At 67.9% G+C, this 22,406-nt stretch carries 20 protein-coding genes; 4 read left to right on the forward strand and 16 right to left on the reverse strand.

Features of this window, described 5'->3' with window-relative positions:
• Positions 1–296: 296 nt before the first annotated feature.
• The 5 genes from ING98_16070 to ING98_16090 form a co-directional block, all read right to left on the reverse strand.
• Entirely contained in the window at positions 297–551 is a 255-nt protein-coding gene (locus ING98_16070; GenBank protein ID MCA3103383.1) for a hypothetical protein, read from the reverse strand.
• 322 nt (positions 552–873) lie between these two features.
• Positions 874–1,710, reverse strand: coding sequence for an alpha/beta hydrolase (locus ING98_16075; protein ID MCA3103384.1), 837 nt, complete (start codon positions 1,708–1,710; stop codon positions 874–876).
• Entirely contained in the window at positions 1,707–3,830 is a 2,124-nt protein-coding gene (locus ING98_16080) for a TonB-dependent receptor (protein ID MCA3103385.1), read from the reverse strand. Before ING98_16080 ends, ING98_16075 begins: the two co-directional genes overlap by 4 nt.
• 91 nt (positions 3,831–3,921) lie before the next feature.
• The gene (locus tag ING98_16085) at positions 3,922–4,407 is read right to left on the reverse strand and encodes a 2-C-methyl-D-erythritol 2,4-cyclodiphosphate synthase (GenBank protein ID MCA3103386.1); all 486 of its coding nucleotides are present in this window, start codon (positions 4,405–4,407) and stop codon (positions 3,922–3,924) included.
• Positions 4,408–4,442: 35 nt separating this feature from the next.
• Entirely contained in the window at positions 4,443–5,129 is a 687-nt protein-coding gene (locus ING98_16090; protein MCA3103387.1) for a 2-C-methyl-D-erythritol 4-phosphate cytidylyltransferase, read from the reverse strand.
• A gap of 170 nt (positions 5,130–5,299) precedes the next feature.
• On the opposite strand from ING98_16090, the gene mfd reads away from it, so the two are divergent.
• The 4 genes from mfd to nudC all read left to right on the forward strand — a co-directional run bounded on the left by mfd (position 5,300) and on the right by nudC (position 12,335).
• Entirely contained in the window at positions 5,300–8,755 is a 3,456-nt protein-coding gene (mfd, locus tag ING98_16095; protein MCA3103388.1) for a transcription-repair coupling factor, read from the forward strand.
• A complete protein-coding gene (gene serB / locus ING98_16100; protein MCA3103389.1) occupies positions 8,752–9,615 on the forward strand; it encodes a phosphoserine phosphatase SerB in 864 nt (287 codons plus the stop codon). The genes mfd and serB overlap by 4 nt, the downstream gene beginning before the upstream one ends.
• A 28-nt stretch (positions 9,616–9,643) precedes the next feature.
• Positions 9,644–11,236, forward strand: a complete 1,593-nt coding sequence (locus tag ING98_16105) for an NAD(P)/FAD-dependent oxidoreductase (GenBank protein MCA3103390.1) — start codon at positions 9,644–9,646, stop codon at positions 11,234–11,236.
• Positions 11,237–11,357: 121 nt separating this feature from the next.
• On the forward strand, positions 11,358–12,335 hold the full coding sequence (gene nudC, locus ING98_16110; GenBank protein MCA3103391.1) for an NAD(+) diphosphatase: 978 nt from the start codon (positions 11,358–11,360) through the stop codon (positions 12,333–12,335).
• A gap of 18 nt (positions 12,336–12,353) precedes the next feature.
• On the opposite strand, the gene flgL is transcribed toward nudC, so the two are convergent.
• From flgL to flgB, 11 genes are all read right to left on the reverse strand, one after another.
• A complete protein-coding gene (flgL, locus tag ING98_16115; protein ID MCA3103392.1) occupies positions 12,354–13,655 on the reverse strand; it encodes a flagellar hook-associated protein FlgL in 1,302 nt (433 codons plus the stop codon).
• 19 nt (positions 13,656–13,674) lie between these two features.
• Entirely contained in the window at positions 13,675–15,585 is a 1,911-nt protein-coding gene (gene flgK / locus ING98_16120; GenBank protein ID MCA3103393.1) for a flagellar hook-associated protein FlgK, read from the reverse strand.
• Positions 15,575–15,994, reverse strand: coding sequence for a rod-binding protein (locus tag ING98_16125; protein MCA3103394.1), 420 nt, complete (start codon positions 15,992–15,994; stop codon positions 15,575–15,577). The genes flgK and ING98_16125 overlap by 11 nt, the downstream gene beginning before the upstream one ends.
• On the reverse strand, positions 15,994–17,145 hold the full coding sequence (locus ING98_16130; protein ID MCA3103395.1) for a flagellar basal body P-ring protein FlgI: 1,152 nt from the start codon (positions 17,143–17,145) through the stop codon (positions 15,994–15,996). The genes ING98_16125 and ING98_16130 overlap by 1 nt, the downstream gene beginning before the upstream one ends.
• 14 nt (positions 17,146–17,159) lie before the next feature.
• Positions 17,160–17,741 carry a flagellar basal body L-ring protein FlgH gene (locus ING98_16135; GenBank protein ID MCA3103396.1) on the reverse strand — a complete coding sequence of 194 codons (582 nt, stop codon included), beginning with the start codon at positions 17,739–17,741 and terminating at the stop codon, positions 17,160–17,162.
• 155 nt (positions 17,742–17,896) lie between these two features.
• Positions 17,897–18,679, reverse strand: coding sequence for a flagellar basal-body rod protein FlgG (flgG, locus tag ING98_16140; GenBank protein ID MCA3103397.1), 783 nt, complete (start codon positions 18,677–18,679; stop codon positions 17,897–17,899).
• Between the two features lie 17 nt (positions 18,680–18,696).
• On the reverse strand, positions 18,697–19,440 hold the full coding sequence (gene flgF / locus ING98_16145) for a flagellar basal-body rod protein FlgF (GenBank protein ID MCA3103398.1): 744 nt from the start codon (positions 19,438–19,440) through the stop codon (positions 18,697–18,699).
• A 37-nt stretch (positions 19,441–19,477) separates the two neighbouring features.
• On the reverse strand, positions 19,478–20,701 hold the full coding sequence (gene flgE / locus ING98_16150) for a flagellar hook protein FlgE (GenBank protein ID MCA3103399.1): 1,224 nt from the start codon (positions 20,699–20,701) through the stop codon (positions 19,478–19,480).
• Between the two features lie 76 nt (positions 20,702–20,777).
• On the reverse strand, positions 20,778–21,446 hold the full coding sequence (locus ING98_16155; protein ID MCA3103400.1) for a hypothetical protein: 669 nt from the start codon (positions 21,444–21,446) through the stop codon (positions 20,778–20,780).
• 29 nt (positions 21,447–21,475) lie between these two features.
• A complete protein-coding gene (flgC, locus tag ING98_16160) occupies positions 21,476–21,886 on the reverse strand; it encodes a flagellar basal body rod protein FlgC (GenBank protein MCA3103401.1) in 411 nt (136 codons plus the stop codon).
• A gap of 52 nt (positions 21,887–21,938) precedes the next feature.
• Positions 21,939–22,340 (reverse strand): flagellar basal body rod protein FlgB, encoded by a 402-nt coding sequence (flgB, locus tag ING98_16165; GenBank protein MCA3103402.1) that lies wholly within the window; start codon positions 22,338–22,340, stop codon positions 21,939–21,941.
• Positions 22,341–22,406 lie beyond the last annotated feature (66 nt).

The raw sequence follows: 22,406 nt of genomic DNA on the forward strand, positions 1-22,406 counted from the left end.
CGCTCCTGCCAGAGGGATCGTCTGCGCGGCAGTTACGGGAAGGCAGAACCTATGTCCTTGCAATCGCATCGAACGGAAAAGCGCAGGCGCGGGTCGCCCTGACGGGACCGGAAGCCTACAGGTTCACTGTGCTTTGTCTCAGGGAGATCACCCGTGCGGTCCTGGCGGGGAGGTGGTCCCCCGGCTTCCAGACTCCCGCGCTATACGGGCGGGCGCTTCTTGAAGGAATCGAAGGAGTGAGATGGGACAAGGAATAGTCGGCAGAGGGAAGGACGAAGCCGGTTCAGCAGGTCCGATCAGCGCCGTATTGACTTGGCCGGCTGGGCTGATTGATCTCGCCAGCGCCGGGCGCCGAAGCCGGTGTCTACGCCGCCAGACGGGCTTCCAGAGCGGGTTCGAGGGGGAACGCACCACGGCAGCAATTCCTCGAGGCGATTGATCGGGTGCAAGGCGAAGCCCCCGGCCACCCAGCCGGCGAGCGTCGAGCGCTCGAAGTCGACGCCTTCGCGCGCATAGATCTCCGACTGCCGGTGTTGTTCCAAGGCTGGCATGGCCCCTCGGAGTTCCGGGCCCGATCAGATATTCATGCAGCCAGCCCCGGTTGCCGCGTGCGTTGGGGTCGACGCCAGTCGATAGCCTAGAGCAGCATCGACAGCTGTGCACTGCTGAGCGATACCGGACCACTGCTCGCCTGCGGCCACACGAAGCGGCTGCGCTGGAGCCGCTTGGCTGCGCTGCGCGATCGCCCGGAGGGCAGGCACTCGCGCAACGACACCGGCGTGGAGGACTAGATGCGCGCGGCGGGCGATATGGGCATCGCGGCGCAGCGCGGATCGCATGCGCCGGGCATCGAGGCCTTCGGCACGAAGGCGGTCACCTGATCGCCTTGAGCCAACCCGTCACCGCCGTAACCACTTCCCTGTCGATGCCGGCGAATCCGTGGTGGCCAGAGGCTTCACACGCGTCGCCCTTGTTGACCCCGCCGCGCAGCATCCGCACCTCGACTGTCGGAGCATGCGTGAGGAGCCTCGTGAACGGCTCGACATCGGCTGCCGGGGTATAGGAGCACTCGTCGCGTTCGTGGTGCACGAGCAGCGTGGGCACCGTCACCCGCTCCAGGGCACCGACCGACCGCTGCACGTTCGGCTGCCTTGGCGTACGTTCCATCAGCATGCCGGCCGTGACCACGATCGCATCGGGGCGCGCATCGCCGGAAAGACGCGCCGCCGCGTTGACCACCGACAGGGCCGCGCGGCTGGTGCCCACCAGATGCACCGGCGGCGCCACCTTGCGCAGATGCTGCACAAGCGCGCCGATGTCGGTGGCGTGCGCCTCGCTCCACCGATAACCGGCAACCGCAGTGCCTGGAAGCTTGTGGTCGGAGGCGATGTCCATCGTCGCCGTGACGTAGCCCGCGCGCACATACAGGCTGCGCGTGCGAACGAGCTGGTTCCCGGCACCCCAGCCGATGCGCCCTTCCTCGGACAGGTCGAGGTTGCCATGGCCGCCAGCCACCAGGATGACGCTGCCCAAGGCCTTTGCCGGCACTTCCAGCAGCGAACGCATCGTCACGCCGGGCCGAGGCTCGATGGTGATCGTCGTCTCTTGCGCGAAGACCGGTCCGACCGTCGCGAAGGCGAACGCGATCGACTGCAGACCGAGCGTCATCGAAAGGCGACCGGCGACCGCACGCCGCACGCGGCTGCTCAACGACTCAACTCCAGCGTCACCCCGATCGTGGTGGTACGTCCGGGCGACGGCTCGTAGAAGCGTCCGTTCGCATCGGCCACGATCACCGAGCCGATGTAGCGCCGGTCGCTGATGTTGTCCACGCGCACGAACTCCGTAAGCCGCCAGCCCTTGCCCCGCTGCTGGAAGCCGCCGCGCAGGTTGCCAATGGTGTAGGCCGAGGCTGCTTCGCTGTTCTGGTCGTTGACGAACACCTTGCCGCTCTGGCGAACCTCGAGGCCGGCGTGGAAGCCGGTGCCGGCGTGGCGCCAGACCAGTTCCGCATACGCGAACCTCGAGGCGACGCCAGGCAACCGGCTGCCGGCGGCAACGGTGGTGGGCGGCGTGCCCGACGTGAACGGCTGCTGGAAGCGTGCATCGAGCGCGGTCCAGGCCACCGCTGTCTCGAAGCCCCCGGCGAGGCGCTGCCGCCAGGCGAGTTCCAGGCCTTCGCGCCGGGTCTCGGACGCATTGCGGAAATCGGTACGCCCGCCCGAGGCGCTGTTGACCACGATCTCGTCCTTCACGTCGACCTGGAACAGCGCGATGTTCAGGTGGCCGTCGTCGCCGGTCAGCGCCTTCACGCCGACCTCGCGGTGCAGGCTGCTGGAAGGCCTGAGCGCGAAGTTCAGGCCGGTGGCCCCGCCCGGCCTGTACGCCAGTTCGGCGAAGGTCGGCGTCTCGAAGCCGCGTCCTACGTTGGCATAGGCATTGACCAGCGGCGTCATCTTCCACAGCAGCCCGGCCGCCGGCGTCGTGCGCGAGAACGACAGTCCACCGCTGTCGTCCGGGTTCCCGGGTGCGATGAAGCGATCGCGCGAATCGAAGCGCACCCGGCTGTGGCGCAGGCCAGCCAGCACGTTCAACCGCGGCAGCGCCTGCCAGTCGGCCTGCGCGTAGAGGTCGGTGTTGGTCACCGTGTCGTCCTGGTCGCGCTTGAGCGCGCCGGCGACGCCATTGTTGTTGATGAAGCCGCGCCGGTTCTCGCTCATCCGGTCGTGGTCGACGCCGACGCTGGCACTGAAGGCGCGTCCGGCCACCTTCGTGTTGCGCGTCCAGCGCAGGCCCATGCCGGCGAAGCCGCGGTCGAGGTCGACCACGCCGCCGGCACTGGTCGCTGCGGCCTGTGCCGCCAGCGGCGTCGCAAGGTACTGGGTGACCTGCCGGTCCCCGGCGTAGAGCCGCGTGTGCAGCGTGTCGCCGCCGGACAGCGGCAGGTCCCAGGTGAGACCGCCCTGGGCCTGCGAGGTACTCTTGCGCGTGCCGAACTGGTAGGCCGCCGCCACCGCCTGACGCGGGTTCAGCGCCGCCTGCGCGGCCGTGAGACCGAGCGGATCGCGCGTCTCGGGCTGGTCGAGCGTGTTGGCCACCAGCGTCAGCACGCCTGCGTTGCCCAGGTCGAACTTCACCTTCGCATTCGCCTGGTCGCGCCGGGTCCAGCTGTTGGCGCGATAGCCATCGGTCTCGAAGCGCGAGACGTCGACGATGCCGTTCAGCGCCCCCTGCTGCCCGCCCGCCTGGAAACCGATGCGCGAGGTGCCATAGGACGAACCCAGCAGGCTGCCGGACAGGGTGGGACGCTCCGGTCCGTCGGCGGTGAACACCTGCACCACGCCGCCTGCCGCATTGCCGTAAAGGCTCGAGAACGGTCCGCGCATGACTTCGATACGCTGCGCCGAAGACAGGTTGAACGAGGCTGCCTGTCCCTGTCCGTCGGGCATCGTCGCCGGGATACCGTCGGCGATCAGCCGGATGCCGCGTACGCCGAAGGCCGCGCGCGCACCGAAGCCGCGCGAGGAGATCTGGAGGTCCTGGGCGTAGTTCTGGCGGTTCTGCACGGCAATGCCCGGCACCCGGCCGAGCACTTCGGACAGGTTCACCTGTGGGTTCGCTTCACGAATGGTCTGGCGGTCGACGCTGTCGATGGACACTGGCAGGTCCATCGGGTCGCGTTCCGTGCGGGTCGCACTGACGGTGACTTCGGGCAGCACCACGCTCGGGGCGACCGCAGCCGCTGGCGCGGCCGCCTGCACCGACTGGGCCCGGGCATCGTGCGTGGCTGCAAACGCAGCAGACACCACCATCCACGGCAATATGCGCATTGTTCTCCCGTCTGTCGACCCAGTGTCCCCGGGTCGGGCAGGGCCCGCCGCAGGCTGTGGCGCGATTGTGCCTGCGCTGGGCGGCCCGGCGCTAGCCGCGCGCGATCGACGCCACGGCCTGCGCCGCGATGCCTTCGCCGCGCCCGGTGAAGCCCAGCCGCTCGGTCGTGGTCGCCTTGACGTTCACGGCCCCCGGATCGGCATCGAGGTCGACCGCGAGATCCGCCGCGATGTTCGCGACCATCGAGGCGACGTGTGGCGCCATGCGCGGTGCCTGCGCGATGATCGTTGCATCGACGTTGCCGACCCGCCAGCCGCGCGCGGCCAGCAGCGAATGCACGTGGCGCAGCAGCGTGCGGCTGTCCGCGCCCTTCCAGCGCGGGTCGGTGTCGGGGAAATGGCGCCCGATGTCGCCTAGCCCGGCAGCACCGAGCAGTGCATCGCAGATCGCATGGAGCAGTACGTCCGCGTCGGAATGGCCGTCGAGCCCTCGCTCGAACGGGATCTCGACCCCGCCGATCACCAGGCGCCGCCCGGCGGCGAAAGCATGTACGTCGAAGCCGCTGCCGATGCGCATCGGGAGGAGTGCTGCAGCCGCCTTGGGCGAGTCGATCATCGCATGTCCGGAAAATGTTGCAGGAAGCCTTCGGCCAGCGCCACGTCGGCTGGCCAGGTGACTTTCAGGTTGCGCGGATCGCCGCGCACCAGGCGCGGACGCAGACCGCCGGCTTCGACCGCCTGCGCCTCGTCGGTAGCCGGCTGCCCACCCGGCCGGGCGGCGGCCTCGACGGCCGCATCGAGCGCGGTGAGCAGCGCTGCGTAACGGAACATCTGCGGCGTCTGCGCGGCCCACAGTCCTTCACGCGAGGGGGTATCGACGACGATTCCCTCCGCATTTCCGCGCTTGAGGGTGTCGGCCACCGGCATCGCCAGCAGCCCGCCGACCGGATCGTCGAGCAGGGTGTCGATCAGCCTCGCCAGCGCCGAAGGCGGCAGGCAGGGCCGTGCCGCGTCGTGGACGAGCATCCAGTCCTGCGCGCCGACGGCTCCGGCCAGCGCGCGAAGCCCGTTGCGCACGCTGGCGGCACGGGTGTCGCCACCGCAGCGGATGACGCGGACGCGCTCGCCGTGCCGCTGCAGGCTGCCGGCGCACCCGGATGCGTCGAAATCGCCATCATCGGGAGCGAGCACCACCGACACGCTGGAGAGCCGCCGCTCGGCGAGCAGCGCCTCGACCGTATGGACCAGCATGGGCCTGCCCGCCAGCGGCAGGTACTGCTTCGGCAGGCCCGAGGCCATCCGCGCCCCGCGTCCGGCGGCAGGGACCAGCGCATGCAGGCATCGGGGATTGGTCAAGGCAGGCCGGGTGGTGGGTTGGAACCGTTCAATGCACGGCAAGTATACGACCCACCGGCCGGGCCGGTACGCGCCGCTATAATCGCGCTCCTTCGAAGTGGCGACACCGAGCCGTGCCAGTTTTCCCCCCTGCCCCCCGTCCGAGTCCCGGCCGGCCGCTGCGTGCCGCGCCGCTGGCCTCGTCCGCGGACGCGCTCGCGATCGCGCGCTGGGCGACTGCGCTCGGGCCGATCGCGGTGTTCACCGCCGATGCACCGGACAGCCAGCGGCTGCTCGAGGAGATCGCCTGGTTCGAGCCGACGCTGCGCGTGCACCAGTTGCCCGACTGGGAGACGCTGCCCTACGACGCGTTCTCCCCGCACCAGGACCTGATCTCCGAACGGCTGGAGACCCTCTGGCAGATCGGCCAGGGCGCCTTCGACGTGGTCACCATGCCGCTGACCACCGCACTCTACCGCCTCGCGCCACCCGAGTTCCTCGCCGGCTACACGTTCTTCTTCAAGTGCGGCGAGGCGCTCGACGTCGACCGCTTCCGGATGCGCCTGGCCTTCGCAGGCTACGCGCACGTGTCGCAGGTGGTGTCGCCCGGCGAGTTCAGCTTCCGCGGCGGCGTGATCGATCTGTTCCCGATGGGCAGCCCCCTGCCATACCGGCTCGACCTGTTCGACGACACGATCGAGACGATACGCACCTTCGATGTCGACTCGCAGCGGAGCATCTATCCGGTGCAGGAGGTGCGACTGCTGCCCGCGCGCGAGTTCCCGCTCGACGATGCGGCGGTCACCCGTTTCCGGCAGAACTTCCGCGCGTCGATCGAGGGCGATCCTTCGCGGCGCCGGCTCTACAAGGACGTGAGCAACCGGGTCGCACCGGCCGGCATCGAGTACTACCTGCCGCTGTTCTTCGACCACACGGCGACGGTGTTCGACTACCTCGGCACGCACACGACGCTGATGGTCCATGGCGACGCGCAGGCCGCGGCCACGCGTTTCTGGAACGACACCCGTTCGCGCCACGAGTTGCTGCGCGGCGATCCCGATCGCCCGCTGCTGCCGCCCGAGCAGCTGTTCCTCGCGGCCGAGCAGTTCTTCGTCGCCACACGTGCCCATCCGCGCATCGACCTGCGCACCACCGCGGCGCCCGGCGACGTACGAAGCGACGGCACCGATACGCTCGCCGCCGGCATGAGTGCGCCGTTGCCGGTGCTGGCGATCGACCGCAAGGCCGACCTGCCACTCAACCGCCTGCTGGCTTTCTGCAGCGCGTTCGCCAGCGAGGGTGGCCGGGTGATGCTGGTGGCGGAGAGCCTGGGCCGGCGCGAGACGCTGCTGCAACTGCTTGCCGAACATTCGAGCGTGCCACGCACGCTCGACAGCCTGGCCGCCTTCGTCGACGACGATGCGCCGCTGGCGCTCGGCGTCGGGCCGCTGGCCAGCGGGTTCATCCTGCCGGCCGCGAAACTCGCTTTCGTCACCGAAGGCGAGATCTATGCGCTGACCGCGCGCAACCGGTCGACGCGTGCAGGCCGCCGCGTCTCCACCGAGAACATGCTGCGCGACCTGTCCGAGGTCAAGGTCGGCGATCCGGTGGTGCATGAGCAGCACGGCATCGGACGCTATGCCGGACTGGTCTCGCTCGACCAGGGCGAAGGCGTCACCGAATTCCTGCAGCTCGACTATGCGGCCGGCGACAAGCTCTACGTGCCGGTGGCGCAGCTTCATCTGATCAGCCGCTACACCGGCGGCTCGCCCGAGAACGCGGACCTGCATCGGCTCGGCAGCGGACAGTGGGAGAAGGCGAAGCGCCGCGCGGCGAAGAAGGCGCGCGACACGGCAGCCGAACTGCTCAACCTCTACGCACAGCGGGCCGCGCGCAAGGGGCACGCGTTCAAGCTGAAGGAGCACGACTACCAGGTGTTTGCCGACGGTTTCCCGTTCGAGGAGACGCCCGACCAGCAGGCGGCGATCGAGGCGGTGATCGCCGACCTGTCCCGCGGCAAGCCGATGGACCGGCTGGTCTGCGGCGACGTCGGCTTCGGCAAGACCGAGGTCGCACTGCGTGCCGCGTTCGTCGCGGTCAACGAGGGCAAGCAGGTGGCGGTGCTGGTGCCGACCACGCTGCTCGCCGAGCAGCACCACCAGACATTCTCCGACCGGTTCGCGGAATGGCCCGTGAAGCTGGCCGAACTGTCGCGCTTCCGTTCGGCGAAAGAGCAGGCCGTGGCGCTGGCCGGCCTCGCGGAGGGAAAGATCGACATCGCGATCGGCACGCACCGGCTGATCCAGCCCGACGTGAAGTTCGCCAACCTCGGTCTGGTGATCATCGACGAGGAGCACCGCTTCGGCGTACGCCAGAAAGAGCGCCTGAAGGCGCTGCGCGCCGAGGTCGACGTGCTCACGCTCACCGCGACGCCGATCCCGCGCTCGCTGGCGATGGCGATGGAAGGGCTGCGCGATTTCTCGGTGATCGCGACCGCTCCCGAGAAGCGGCTGGCGATCAAGACCTTCGTGTCGCGGACCTCCGACGGCCTGCTGCGCGAGGCCTGTCAGCGCGAACTGCGCCGCGGCGGCCAGATCTACTTCGTGCACAACGACATCGGCACCATCGCGAACCTGGAAGAGCGGCTGGTACGGCTGATCCCCGAGGCGCGCATCCGCATCGCCCATGGCCAGATGCGCGAGCGCGAGCTCGAGTACGTGATGCGCGACTTCTACCAGCAGCGCTTCAACCTGCTGCTGTGCACGACCATCATCGAGACCGGCATCGACGTGCCGAGCGCCAACACGATCATCATCGACCGTGCCGACCGATTCGGCCTGGCCCAGCTGCACCAGTTGCGCGGCCGCGTCGGACGCTCGCACCACCAGGCCTATGCCTACCTGCTCACGCACGACGAGGCGCCGGTAAGCGCCGACGCGCGCAAACGCCTGGACGCGATCCAGATGATGGAGGAGCTCGGCTCCGGCTTCTACCTGGCGATGCACGACCTGGAAATCCGGGGCGCGGGCGAGGTGCTCGGCGACAGCCAGTCCGGCGAGATGCAGGAGATCGGCTTCGGCATGTACACCGAGATGCTGTCCTCGGCCGTGCGCTCGCTGCGCGCCGGCAAGGAACCCGACCTCGACGCGCCGCTGGCGATCACCACCGAGATCAACCTGCACGCGACCGCGGTACTACCCGAGAACTACTGCGCCGACGTGCACGAGCGGCTGGTGTTGTACAAGCGGCTCGCCAACTGCGAGTCGCTCGACGACCTCGATGCGCTGTCGGAAGAATTGGTCGACCGCTTCGGCCTGCTGCCGGAAGCGGCGCGCACGCTGGTCGACACGCACCGGCTGCGTATCCTGTCGAAACCGCTCGGCGTGATGCGTATCGATGCCGGCGCGAACGCAGTCCAGATACAGTTCGTCCCCAACCCGCCGGTCGACCCGCAACGGGTGATCGCGCTGGTCCGCAGTCGGCCGGGCCATCGCCTGACCGGTTCCGAAAAGCTGCGCATCGACGTCCCGCTTGCCACCACGGGGGAACGGGTAGAGCTGCTGCGCAAGACCCTGCAGGCGCTGCAATGACACCGACCGAAACGCCCGCCGCACTGATCGTGCAGGGAATCGATGTAGAGACCCGTGCACTCAAGATGCTCGCTACCTTGACCGGCGCGCGGTCGATCGCCGGCCTCGGCAACGGCGCCTTCCGCCTGGTCGAAGCCCGGCCGCACGAGCACATCGCTGGCTTCTGCGCGAACGAGAAGCTCGATTGGGCCTGGGTACCCGCCGCGCGCGGGCTCGACACGCTCAGGCTGGCGGTGTTCGACATGGATTCGACTCTGATCACCATCGAGTGCATCGACGAGCTGGCGGACTTTGCAGGCTGCAAGGACAAGGTATCGGAGATCACCGCGGCGGCGATGCGCGGCGAACTGGACTACCCGTCGAGCCTGCGCCGGCGCGTGAAGCTGCTCGCCGGCATCGATGCCGCATCGCTTGAATCGGTCTTCATCGAGCGCCTGAGGTATTCGCCCGGAGCCGAGTCGCTCCTGCGCCGGCTCCGCTCGCTCGGCGTGCGGACGCTGCTGGTATCCGGCGGCTTCACCTACTTTACCGACCGGGTACGCGATCACCTCCAGATCGATTACACCCGCTCGAACACGCTGGTGGTCGAGGACGGCAGGCTGACCGGCGAGCTCGACGGCAACGTGGTCGATGCCGATGCCAAGGCCGCCGAACTCGCCAGCCATGCACGCGATCTGGGCATCGGCGTGTCGGGGGTGCTGGCCGTCGGCGACGGCGCGAACGACCTGAAGATGATGGCGCTCGCGGGCACCAGCGTCGCGTGGCGCGCGAAACCCGCCGTGCAGGCGGCCGCGACCCACGCACTGAACCATGCCGGCCTCGACGGCGTGCTGAACCTGTTCAACCCGCTCGAGGCATAGGCGCGCGGAGGCACCGGTGGCGGAAGCAATGCTCGATGCACTGATCATCGGCGGTGGGCACAACGGCCTGACCTGTGCCTGCTACCTCGCCGCTGCCGGCCTGAAGGTCCGGGTGCTGGAACGCCGCCCGGTCCTCGGCGGCGCCGCGGTGACCGAGACCTTCCATCCGGGGTTCCGTAACTCGGCGCTTTCCTACACGGTCAGCCTGCTCAACCCGACGGTGATCCGCGACCTGCGCCTGGCGGAACACGGCCTGCGCGTGCTCGAACGGCCGCTGGCGAACTTCCTTCCGCTGTCGGACTCGTCGTTCCTCAAGATGGGCGGGGGACTGGCAGCCACGCAGGCCGAGGTGGCGAAATTCTCGACACGCGATGCGCAGCGGCTGCCGGAGTACTACGAGCGGCTGGAACGGGTCGCCGACGTGCTGCGCGGGATCGTGCTCGAGACGCCGCCAAACGTCGGCGGCGGCTTCGGGGAGATGCTGCGCGCATTGTCTGCCGGCAACCGGGTGCGCCGGCTGTCGATGCCGGAGCGCCGCGACCTGCTCGACCTCGTCGCGAAGAGTGCCGGCGACCTGCTCGACGGATGGTTCGAGTCCGACCCGATCAAGGCGGTGCTAGGCTTCGACGCGGTGGTGGGCCACTATGCCAGCCCGTACACCCCGGGCAGCGGCTACGTGCTGCTGCATCACTGCTTCGGCGAAGTGAACGGACGGCGCGGGGCGTGGGGCCATGCGGTCGGCGGCATGGGCTCGATCACGCAGGCGATGGCCGCCGAGGCGCGTCGGCGCGGCGTCGAACTGGTGACCGATGCCGCAGTGGCCAGCGTACTCGTGCGCGCCGGCCGGGCCTGCGGGGTGGTGCTGGCCGATGGCAGCGAGATCAGCGCGCGCAGCGTGGTCTCGAACCTGAACCCGAAGCTGCTCTACCGGGACCTCGTGCCGCAGGAAAGCCTGGACCCGGAGTTCAGGCAGCGCGTGGCCGGCCATCGCAACGGTTCCGGCACGGTACGCATCAACGTCGCGCTGTCCGAACTGCCCGCGTTCACCTGCCTGCCCGGCACCGGCGTGCACCACCAGTCGGGCATCATCTGCGCACCGTCGCTCGCCTACATGGAGCGTGCGTTCTTCGACGCCCGTACCGAAGGCCTCGCGCGAGAACCGATCGTCGAGGTGCTGATCCCGAGCACGGTCGACGATTCGCTTGCCCCGCCCGGCCAGCACGTGGCCAGCCTGTTCTGCCAGCAGTTCGCGCCGGAGTTGCCGGGCGGCCGGACCTGGGACGACGCGCGCGACGAGGCCGTACGGCGCGCGTTCGCGGTCGTCGACCGCTTCGCGCCGAACTTCAGCCGTTCGGTGATCGCGTACAAGGCGAACACGCCGCTCGACCTGGAGCGCGAGTACGGCCTGGTCGGTGGGGACATCTTCCACGGCGCGCTGACACCGGACCAGCTCTACAGCGCCCGGCCTTTCCTGGGCCATGCCGACTACCGGGGCGCGCTGCCCGGCCTGTACCTGTGCGGCTCAGGAACCCATCCGGGCGGTGGCGTCACCGGCGCCCCGGGACACAACGCGGCGCGCGAGATCGTCAAGGACTGGAAGCGCGGGCGCCTGCGCCACTGAGCCGCATGGCTGCCGGTTCGTATGCAGGGCAGCGCCAGGATTTCGACCACCGCGCGGTTCAGCGCGCCGACGAGCGGCCATGGTAATGGCGGTGTCAACAAGCCAGAGGTATCCTTCCCGCATGGACCATCGCTCACAGTCTCGCCTCAACGGTCTCTGCGGCTATGTCGTGGACCGCGTCACCCATCTGCGTGGCGACACCGACTGGCTCGCCGCCCGGCTGGCCGATCCCTCGAGCCGCGTCGTGCCGGTATGGCGCAGCCGCAACCTGATACGGCCGGGTACCGACCTGTCGGCGGTGTTGCTCGATCGCGAAACGGCTGCAGAACTGATCTCGACGACCGAAACGCTGGTGCTGCTGGGCGAAGACGAGGGCGTCGCCTACTTCGCCGTGGGCCTGCCCGGCCGCGAAGACGAACTGCACGGGCGGCTGAGCAACCTGGGCGAGTTCCGCGACCTGCGCGATACCGCCGCACTGCTGCCCGCGCGCGAGGGTGCGCTGCTGGCGCATGCACGCGCCATGGTGTTCTGGCACCAGACCCACCGCCACTGCGGCAGTTGCGGGTCGCCGACGCGCAGCGCGGAAGCGGGTCACTCCCGCATCTGCCTGAACGAGGCCTGCAAACGTTCCTGTTACCCTCGCACCGATCCGGCGGTGATCGTCGCGGTCAGCCGCGGCGAGCGTATCCTGCTCGGGCGCAAGCCCGAATGGCCGCCCGGCCGCTTCTCGACCGTCGCCGGCTTCGTCGAGCCCGGCGAGACGCTCGAAGAAGCCGTCGCCCGCGAAGTGAAGGAAGAGACCGGCATCGTCTGCAGCGAGGTGATGTACCACTCGTCCCAGCCCTGGCCGTTCCCGAGTTCGATCATGCTCGGCTTCCATGCATTCGCGGCGAGCGAGGCGATCACCGTCGACACCACCGAACTGGACGATGCGCGCTGGTTCACCCGTGAAGAGATGGTCGCAGGCCTGCTTTCGGGCAGCTTCCTGCTGCCGCGCAGCCTGTCGATATCGTTCCGACTGATCGAGGACTGGTTCAACGCCGGACGCGCCGAGGGCATGCCGACGCTGCGCGAACTGGGCGCGGGCAGAACCTGGTAGGCCGGCGCTCGCGCGCCGTCACAGCAGGTTGAACAGGCTCAGGTTCTGCGTCTGCACGAACGACTTCTGCGCCGCCTCGAGCAGGGTCTTCTGCAGCGTGAGGTCACTGATGGCCTGCGCGTAGTCGACGTCTCTGAGTTCGCTCACGCTGGCATCGAACTGCACCGCGAGGTCGCTGTTGGTCGCGACGGTAACTTCCACTTCCTTCATGCGCGCGCCGATCGCGGTCTGCACGTCCAGCGTGCGATTGATCGCCTGGTCGATGTTGGCGAGTGCAGTACCCAGGTCGTTGGTGAGCTTCGCGCTCTGCGCCGGCGTGCTTATGGTCGTGGTCAGGGCATTGATCAGGGCGTTCACCGTGGTGAACATGCTCTGCGTCGGGCTCTGGCGCAGCGTGAAGGTATCGGCGTCCCCGGGGCTGCCGTTGATCGTGACCGTCGCTCCGTAGTCGAACGCGGGTTCTGTCCCCTGGCTGCGCAGGTTGATCGCGCTGCCGGCCGTGAAGGTGCGCAGGTAGGGCCCGGTGGCAGACGCGGCTGCCCCGGTCAGCAGCGAATTGCCACTGACGTTGTCGACCAGGTCGTAGGTCGTCGTGGCCGGGTTGGTCGCGCTGTTGACGTCGAAGCGGATGGTGAAGTCCGACGGGTTGCCAGCCGCGTTCCAGGTGGCCGGATCGGTCACCGCGCCGATGCCTATCGTGCCCGTACCCGTATTGGCGGTGGCCGCTGCAGCCGCGAAATCGCCGTTGCCGGTACGGATCCGCTGGAAGATTTCCGAGCCGGCATCGCTGATCGGCACATAGCGCGATGGGCTGATCTGCAACAGGCGCTGGCCCTGGTCGCCGGAGTACTGCACCGTTCCCGGTGCAGTCTCGGAGAACGGTTGCGTCTGTCCGCGGTAGCCGGAGAACAGGTAGCCGCCCTGCCCGTCGGTCGCATTCGCGAGCGACAGCAGTTCCTGGTAGTTGCCGCGCAGTTCGCGCGCAAGGATCGCCCGGCCGCTGTCGCCGAGCGTGCCATTGCCGGCGCTGACGATCGTGCTGCGCACGTCCTGGAGGGAACGGATCACGCTCTGCAACGACTGCTCGCCCAATGCAAGCGACGAACTGGCTGCGCCTGCGTTCTCCACGAACTGCTGGGTGGCAGACTTCGCCTGCGACAGGTCGAGGATACGGCCGGCCGCGATCGGGTCGTCCGAAGGCGTGCCGACCCGGCGTCCGGTCGAGACCTGCTGCTGCACCTCGAGCAGGGAGCGCTGCCGGTCGATGATCGTCCCGATCCCTTGTTCGAAGAGGGTATTGGTGCTGATGCGGATGCCCATGGTGGAGGTGTGACTCCAGTCAGTTCATTTGCAGGATCGAATCGAACAGCTTCGCCGAAACGGAAATCAGCTTGCTGGCCGCCTGGTAGGCCTGCTGGAAACGGATCAGGTTCGCCGCTTCCTCCTCCAGGTTCACGCCAGACAGCGACTGCTGTGCCGCCTTCGTCTCCTTCAGGATTCCGGTCAATGCGGTCCCGGTCACCTTCACCTCGCTGGCGATCGCCCCGATGCTGCCGACCATCGCGCTGTAGGCCGTCTGGTAGGTGCTCGCGCCACCGTCGAGGCCGGGTACCGACTGCAGACCGGCGAGCAGCAGCGCATTCCGGTTGTCCGTCCGCCCGCCGGTGTTGGCCTGCACCACCAGCGTATCGGCAGCCTTCGGCTGGCCAGCCAGCCGCGTGGACCAGCCGTTGTAGCTGATCGTCATGCCGGCGGTGAAGGTGACGTTGCTCGCCAGCGTTGTCGCGGCGGTGTTGTCCACCACGTTGAACGTGGTGGGCGGCGAGTTGAACGTGATGGTGACGGTATTCGAAAGCGCGGCGTTGAGCGGTGGCTGGCTGCTCGCATCGACCACTGGCGCCTCGATGGTGGCCGATCCCAGGTTGGATACCGTCGCCTGGCTGCGCACCGGTGCGGCCGCGGCGATCAGTGAAGGGTCGCCGAACGCCAGGGCGAGGTCGCGTGCGCCGAAACGGGTCGGCTGCACCAGCCAGCTGTTGCCGGCCGCCGGAGTACCGGCACCCGCCGCCAGCGTGACACCGTCGACCGTCTGCGGCAGGGTCGCGAACGGCCCGCTCGAAACGTCGTCCGACAATCTCGTCACCGTATAGGCCGTGCCACTGAAGGAGACACGGTAATCGCTGAGCGTGAGGGCGGACACGTCGACGATCGATGCACCGATGGTCGCGGTGGTGCCGCTGGCGGGGGTCACGGCTGGCGAGCCCACCGCGAAGAAATCGCCGCCGGCAGCGCCATTCAGGTCCTGGCCCAGGCGATGCTGGGCGTTGAAGGTTTCGCCCAGGCCGATCGCGATCCGCCCCAGCGCATTCTGTGCTGCGTCCAGCGACTCGCTGCGGAACTGCAGCAGCGCACCCAGGCTGCCGCCGGTGATGCTGCGACTGTCGATCGGCACCGGCGCGCCGGTGAACTGGTAGCCGACGTCGAGCCTGCGCGGATCGTCCGGATTGGGTACCGCCGCCAGCGTCAGCGCAGCTTCGCCGACGACCAGCGCCTGCCCGGTGCCGATGGTCACGTTGTAGCCGCCGTCGGACTGTCGAATGACCTGGGCGGACACCAGCTTGTTGAGCTCCATCACCAGGTTGTCGCGCTGGTCGAGCAGGTCGTTCGGCTGCTGCGCACTGGTCCCCGCTGCCGTGGCGATCTGGCCGTTCAGCTTGCCGATCTGGCTGGCGATCGTGTTGATGCTGCCGATCGTGCCGGACAGTTCGATGTTCACGCCCGAACGCAGGTCGGTGAGCCGCTGGTCGAGCGCAGCGAAGCGCGAGACCAGCGCTCCGCTGCCCGACAGAAGCGCTTGCCGAGAGGTGGTCGTACCCGGGCTGGCCGCGACATCCTGGACTGCACGGAAGAACTGCTGCATCGCAGGCGACAGGCCGGCGGCGGGATCGGCCACGAGGTTGTTGATCTGGTTCACCTGCGCCGCATACTTGTCGTAGAACGACGCCTGGGTCTGCGCAAGCTGCGCCTGGCGGTCCAGCACCTCGCTGTAGGCGCGCCGCACGTTGTCGACGTTGACACCGCGCCCGAAGAAGCCTCCACCCGAGAACTGCGGGACCTGCGGTGACGAGTCGATCCGCTGGCGGTGGTACCCGGCAGTGCCTGCGTTGCTGATGTTGTGGCCGGTGGTGACCAGCCCGGCCTGCGCCGCGTTCAGGGCGGTCAGGCCAATGTTCAACACGCTACCGGACATTTCGATCTCCCTGACGGATTATCGGCATCGCCTGTCCATTCTTGACGTCGCCCACCGCCGGGACCGTACCCGCAGCCTGCTCCGCCGCCCTGGCCATCGCGCGCGAACGGTCGATCTGCGAGATCACCATGTCGGCCATGCCGATACCCGGACCGTTGGCGATCCGGTTCGCCAGCTGCTCGTCCAGCAGGCCCGTATACATCCGCGATTCGCTGCTGTCGAAGAGGCCTTCGCCATCGCCCTTCTGCGCATCGCGCATGCTCTTCAGGAGCTGGTTCAGGAACAGTGACTCGAACTGCTTGGCTGCCGCCTGGATCGCCTTCGGGTCGTCTGCCCGGGCCTTCGAGCGCAGCGCGCCGAGCGCGTTCGGATCCAGGGAAGAGCTGGATGGGACGAACTTCGCATCCATCAGATGATCTCCAGCTCGGCCTGCAGCGCGCCGGCGGCCCGCATCGCCTGCAGGATCGACAGCAGGTCCTGCGGGCTGGCTCCGATCGCGTTCAGTGCACGCACCACCTCTGCGAGGGACGGGCTCGCGGGGATCTGCACCAGCTGGCCACGGTCGGCCTTGACCTCGATGTTCGCGCTCTCGGTCACCACCGTCTGTCCCCCGGAAAGCGCGCCTGGCTGACTCACGGCAGGAGTGCTGCTGATCGTCACCGAAAGGCTGCCGTGGGCGACTGCACAAGGCAGCACCGTCACCAGCTGGTTCATCACCACCGAGCCGGTGCGCGCATTGATGATCACCTTCGGCGAAGCGTCGGCGCGTGTCACTGGCAGATTCTCCATGGATGCGAGGAAGCCGACGCGCTGGTGCGGATCGACCGGCGCCTGCACCCGCACATGTCGCGCATCGAGCGCCTGCGCCACCCCGCCGCCGAAGCGGGTGTTGATCGCCTCGGCCAGCCGGTTCGCGGTGGTGAAGTCGGCCTCGCGCAGTTCCAGGTTGACGAACTCGCCCTGTCCGACCGGCGTGGACGGCGTGCGCTCGACCGTCGCGCCGTTCGGGATGCGGCCCGAGTTGAGCTGGTTGATCTGCACGCTCGAGCCACCGGCCGCAGCACCTGCGCCGCCGAGCAGGATGTTCCCCTGCGCAACCGCGTAGATCTGGCCGTCGGCACCTCGCAGCGGGGTCATAAGCAGGGCGCCACCGCGCAGGTTGCGCGCGTTGCCCATGGAGGAAACGGTGATGTCCAGCGTCTGGCCCGGGCGCGCGAAGGCCGGAAGCGTGGTCGTCACCATCACGGCCGCGACATTGCGAAGCTGCAGGTTGGTGCCGGGCGGCAGCTGCACGCCAAGCTGGCCGAGCATGCTGACGATGCTCTGCACGGTGAACGGAGTCTGCGTGGTCTGGTCACCACTGCCGTCCAGCCCGACCACGATGCCGTAGCCGACGAGCTGGTTGGGGCGGGCACCTTGCAGGGTGGCGAGGTCCTTGATGCGGTTCTGGCTCCACGCCGGCACTGAGCCGCTGCCGAGCACGGTGAACAACAGCGCGAGCAACAGCAGACGCGAACGGCCGATGGCTGCGCGAGTGAAGAAGCAGGGTCGATGTGCCATGGTCGGTGCCCAGGTCAGAACGGCAGGAAGGTCAGGAACATGCGAGCCAGCCAGGCCATGCGCTGGGCCTCGCTGATGTATCCGGAGCCCCGGAACTCGATGCGTGCATCGGCCACCCGGGTCGAGGACACGCTGTTGGCCGCGGTCACGTTGTTCGGATTGACCACGCCGGAGAAGCGGATGTACTCGGTGTTGGTGCCGATCGAAACCTGCTTCTCGCCCGACACGAGCAGGTTGCCGTTCGGGTACACCTCGATCACCGTCACCGCGATGCTGCCGGTGAGGATGTTGTTGGTCGACGCACCACCGCTGCCCGCGTGCGAGTTGCTGGATGAAGCCCTCACGTCCAGGCCCTGGAAGCTCTTGCCGAGCATGCCCGCGATCGACGGGACGCTGGCGGTGGTGTCGCCCTCGCGCTTGGCGCTGCTCGACGTCGTGTTGCTCGCCTGCAGGCGCTCCTCGATGGTGATCATGATGGTGTCGCCGACGAAGCGGGCCCGCCGGTCGTTGAACAGCAGCAGGCGCGCGGTGCCGTCCTGGAAGATGGCACCGTCGACCGGCGCCGGGCGCGCCTGCTGCTCGGGACGCACGCTCATCGGCTGGTGGACATTGGTCGGCGGCACGGTGCTGCAACCGGCGGCAGCCAGCAGCAGGAGGAACGACGGAAGACGCAGCAGGGAGCGGAGGGCGGTGTTCATGATCGACTCGTTTCGGCGAGAGTTCTGGTCGGGGGCGCAATGCCGCTATCGGATCAGAGCTGCGTCAGCTTCTGCAGCATCTGGTCGGAGGACTGGATCGAGCGCGAGTTGATCTCGAAAGCACGCTGTGCGGTGATCAGGTTCACGAGTTCCTCGGTGACGTTCACGTTCGAGGTCTCGACGAAGCCCTGGTTCAGGGCGCCAAGTCCGTTGGTGCCGGGCACGTTGGTCTGCGCGGTACCCGACGCGGCGGTCTCGAGGAACAGGTTCTCGCCGCGCGCCTGCAGGCCGGCGGGATTGATGAAGTTGGCCAGCTGGATCTGGCCGACCTGGGTGGGAGCGGCCGCGCCCGCGGCCAGCACGCTCACCGTGCCGTCGCTGCCGACCGTGATGCTCAGCGCGTTGGGCGGGATGGTGATGGTTGGCTGCAGCGGGTACCCGTTCGACGTGACCACCTGTCCCTGGTTGTCGAGCTGGAACGAGCCGTCGCGCGTGTAGGACACCGAACCGTCGGGCAGGGTGACCTGGAAGAAACCGTTGCCGTTCACCGCGAGGTCCAGCGGGTTGCCCGTGTTCTGCAGGTTGCCCGTGGTGAAGATCCGCGCGGTCGCGACCGGACGCACGCCGGTACCCATCTGCAGGCCGGAGGGTACCTGCGTCTGCTGGGTCGACTGCGCCCCGGGCTGGCGCAGCGTCTGGTACAGCAGGTCTTCGAACACCGGACGCTGGCGCTTGAAGCCGTTGGTGCTGACGTTGGCAAGGTTGTTCGAAATGACGTCGACGTTGGTCTGCTGCGCTTCGAGACCGGTCTTGGCAACCCACAGGGAGCGGATCATTCTTGGCTTTCCGAGGATCAGGCGTTGAGGTTGAGCAGCTGCGCCGCCGAGCGTGCGTTCTGGTCGGCGGTCTGCACCATGCGGATCTGCAGCTCGAACTGGCGCGCCTGCGAGATGATGTCGGTGATCGCAGATACCGCGTTCACGTTGCTGCGCTCGAGCGCGCCGGAGGCGAGCGCGACGTTCTCGGCCACCGGCGCCGGCTGCCCGTTCGAGAGCCGGAACAGGCCGTCGTCTCCGCGCACCAGGTCGCGCTCGTTCGGATCCACCAGCTTGATGCGGCCGACGGCGTTGGTGATGTTCGGGATGCCGGCCGTCGGGATGGTCGATACGGTGCCGTCGCGGCCGATGCTGATCTGCGTATCCGGCGGAATCGCGATCGGTCCGCCGTCGCCCAGCACGTCGAGGCCGGTCTTGGTCTGCAGCTGGCCGTTGGCGTTGATCTCCAGCGCACCGGCGCGGGTGTAGGCCTCACGGCCATCCGGCGTCTGCACCGCAATCCAGCCACGCCCCTCGACCGCGACGTCCAGGGTGCGGCCGGTACGGTCGATCGGCCCGGGTGCGAAATTCGTGCCGACGGTCGAATCGACGACGAACGTACGGGTCGCCTGGCCCGGTCCGATGACGGCGGCCGCGCGCGCGCTGTTGTACTGCGAGCGGAAGCCATCGGTGGAGACGTTCGCGAGGTTGTGCGAGGTCGAAGCCTGCCTGGACAGCGCATGCTTCGCGCCGTTCATCGCAATGTAGATCAGGCGGTCCATTCAGTTCTCGCGTCCGGGAGCGGCAGCAGTGGCGGGATCAACGCAGGTTGACGAGGGTCTGCATCACCGCGTCGTTCGTCTTGATGGTCTGCGCGTTGGCCTGGTAGTTGCGCTGCGCGGTGATCAGGTCGACGAGTGCCTGGGTCAGATCGACGTTGCCTTCCTCGAGGGCGGCTGCCTTCAACGACCCCAGCGTGCCACTCCCGGGGGTGCCGGTGACCGGCAGTCCGGAGCGCGGCGTCTCGGCATACTGGCCTGCACCCAGGGGGTTGAGGCCCTGCGCATTGACGAAGGTCGACAGGACGACCTGGCCGAGGTTGCGCGTCTGCCCGTTCGTGTAGCGTCCGCGGATGATGCCGTCGTCGGCGATGTTGAAGCCGGCCAGCTTGCCGGAGGTGAAGCCGTTCTGGCTCAGCGCCGTGACACCGAAATCGGACCCGTACTGGGTGGCGCCATTGAAATTGAAGGACACGGTCAGCGGCGAAGCCGCGCCCCCGGTGACCGGGAACGTCACGCCGGTGATCGGCATGGTCGTGGTCAGCAGGCCGGTGTTCGAGAAGTTGAGGGCTGCGGGCAGCCCGGTCACGTTCGGGGTGGCGGAATTGTCCACCGTCCCGTACAGGTCCCACTGGCCGGCGGTCGCGCTGCGCACGAAGAACAACTCGAGCACGTGCGGGTTGCCCAGCGAGTCATAGACGGTACTTGCCGTCGTGTTCGTGTATGTAGAGGGATCGTTCGCGTTGAACGGCACGGTGATCACCGGCTTGCGCGAATCGAGGTTGAACACCGCGTCGAACTGGGAGGTCGGCGTCGGTGCCAGGTCCGATGTCGAGACGCGCAGCGGCGCCGGCTGGCTCGGCAGGATCACGCCGGAGACGTCGGCGGTGTACCCGGTCAGGTTGTAGTTTGCACCGTTGACTATGTAGCCGGCATTGTCGACCTGGAACTGGCCGTTCCGGCTGTAGGACACGGCTCCGTTCTGTTCCATCCGGAAGAAGCCGTTTCCCGAGATCGCCACGTCGAGCGGGTTGTTGGTGACGGTGATGGTGCCCTGGGTGAAGTCCTGGGCGACGCTGGTGACCTTGGTACCGATTCCGACCGGGCCGGAACCGCCACCGCTCAGGGACGAGGCCATCACGTCGGCAAACTGCGCACGCGATCCCTTGAAGCCAATGACGTTCGCGTTGGCCACGTTGTTTCCGACGACATCGAGGTCGCGTGCGGCGCTGTTCAATCCACTCAAGCCGGTCTGGAAGCTCATCGGTTCTCTCCTGTGGTGCTGTCTGTGTGTGTGCGGTTTCGAAATCGGTGTGTTGCCGCGCCGCTGCCTGCCGGGCTCAGTCGATGCGCCTGACCTGCGACACGTCGGCGGCGCCCATGCTGCGCAGGTTGAGCAGCGAGGAGCCGCCCTGCATGCTCACGCTGTCGACGTAACCGGCGACCAGGCCGGTGGCCGTCACTGCCTTGGATGCGGCGGTCGCATTCAGGCGCAGCGAGTAATCCCCGGCCGCCACCGTCTCGCCGGCATTGTTGCGGCCGTTCCATTCGAAGGTCGACGTACCCTGGGGCAGCGCACCGAAGGCCATGCTGCGCACGGTCCTGCCGGCGGCATCGACGATGCTCACGTCGACCTTGTCGGCGGCGGCGGCCAGTTCGACGCCGACCGTGACCGGGCTCGAGCCGCCGAATCGCACCAGATCGCTCGCCACCACCACCGTGCGGCCGATCAGGGAAGCGTTCTGCGTGGCAGACATCGCGCTGGACATCGCCGACAGCGAGCTGTTCAGCTTGTCGATGCCACCGACGGTGCTGATCTGCGCAAGCTGGGTAGTGACCTGTGCGTTGTCCATGGGGTTCATCGGATCCTGGTTACGCATCTGCGTGACGAGCAGCTTCAGGAAGCGGTCCTGGCTTTCGTCGGCGGTCGAACTGGTAAGGGTGCCGCCGACGGAGGACCGCGGCAGCACGCTGGCGGCGCTGTTGACGGCAGGCAGTACGGTGGACATGGCGCGACTCCTCGGGTCTGTACGGGCGATCAGGTCTGCAGCAGCGACAGCGTGCGCAGGGTCATCGTCTTGGCCGCGTTCATCACGTCGGCATTGGTCTGGTAGGCGCGGGAGGCCGAGATCATGTTCACCATCTCCTCGACCGCATCGACGTTGGGCATCGTCACGTAGCCGCGCGCATCGGCCAGCGGATGGTTGGGATCGAACTGCAGCCGCGGCGGCGACGGGTCATCGATCACCCCGGCCACGCGCACGCCGACGGCCGACTTGTCGCGGCCGACCGGCTGCGCGCTGAACACCACCTGCTTCGCCTTGTATGCGCCGCCGGTGGAGCTCGCGGCGCTGTCCACGTTGGCCAGGTTGCTGGCGACCACGTTGAGCCGCTTGGACTGCGCGGTCATCGCGGAACTGGCGATCTCGAATACGGCATTCATCGACATGGTGTGCTGGCGTCCCTGGTGGGTTGCGCGGATGCGGATCGGCTGGCTGCTGCTACTGGCCGGAGATCGCGCGCTGCAGGCCGCTGACGCGCGACTGCATGAACGCGACATCGGCCTGGTACTTGACCGAGTTCTCGGTGAATCGGGCCATCTCGAGGTTCATGTCGACGGTATTGCCGTCGATCGAGCCCTGGACCACTTCCCGGTACTTCGCGCCACCCGCGCCGGCCACGCCGGAGGAAGGAGCGAGGTGGGCGCCGTGGGTCTGCGCCATCGAGAAACCGCCCTGTCCGGCCTGTATGCGGCGCAGCTGGTCGCGGAAGTCGATGTCGCGTGCCTTGTAGTTCGGCGTGTCAGCGTTCGCGATGTTGGTGGCGAGCACCTGCTGGCGCGCCGCGCGCAGGTTCATCACCTGCAGGCGGTAATCGAAGTGCTGGTCGAGGCGGCTGGTCATCATGGCAATGCGGCAAGCCCGGGGTGGCGACGCCTGCTGTATTGCGATTACCGTGCCAGCACACGG

The organism is Rhodocyclaceae bacterium (assembly GCA_020248265.1).
Taxonomy (GTDB): Bacteria; Pseudomonadota; Gammaproteobacteria; order Burkholderiales; family CAIKXV01; genus CAIKXV01.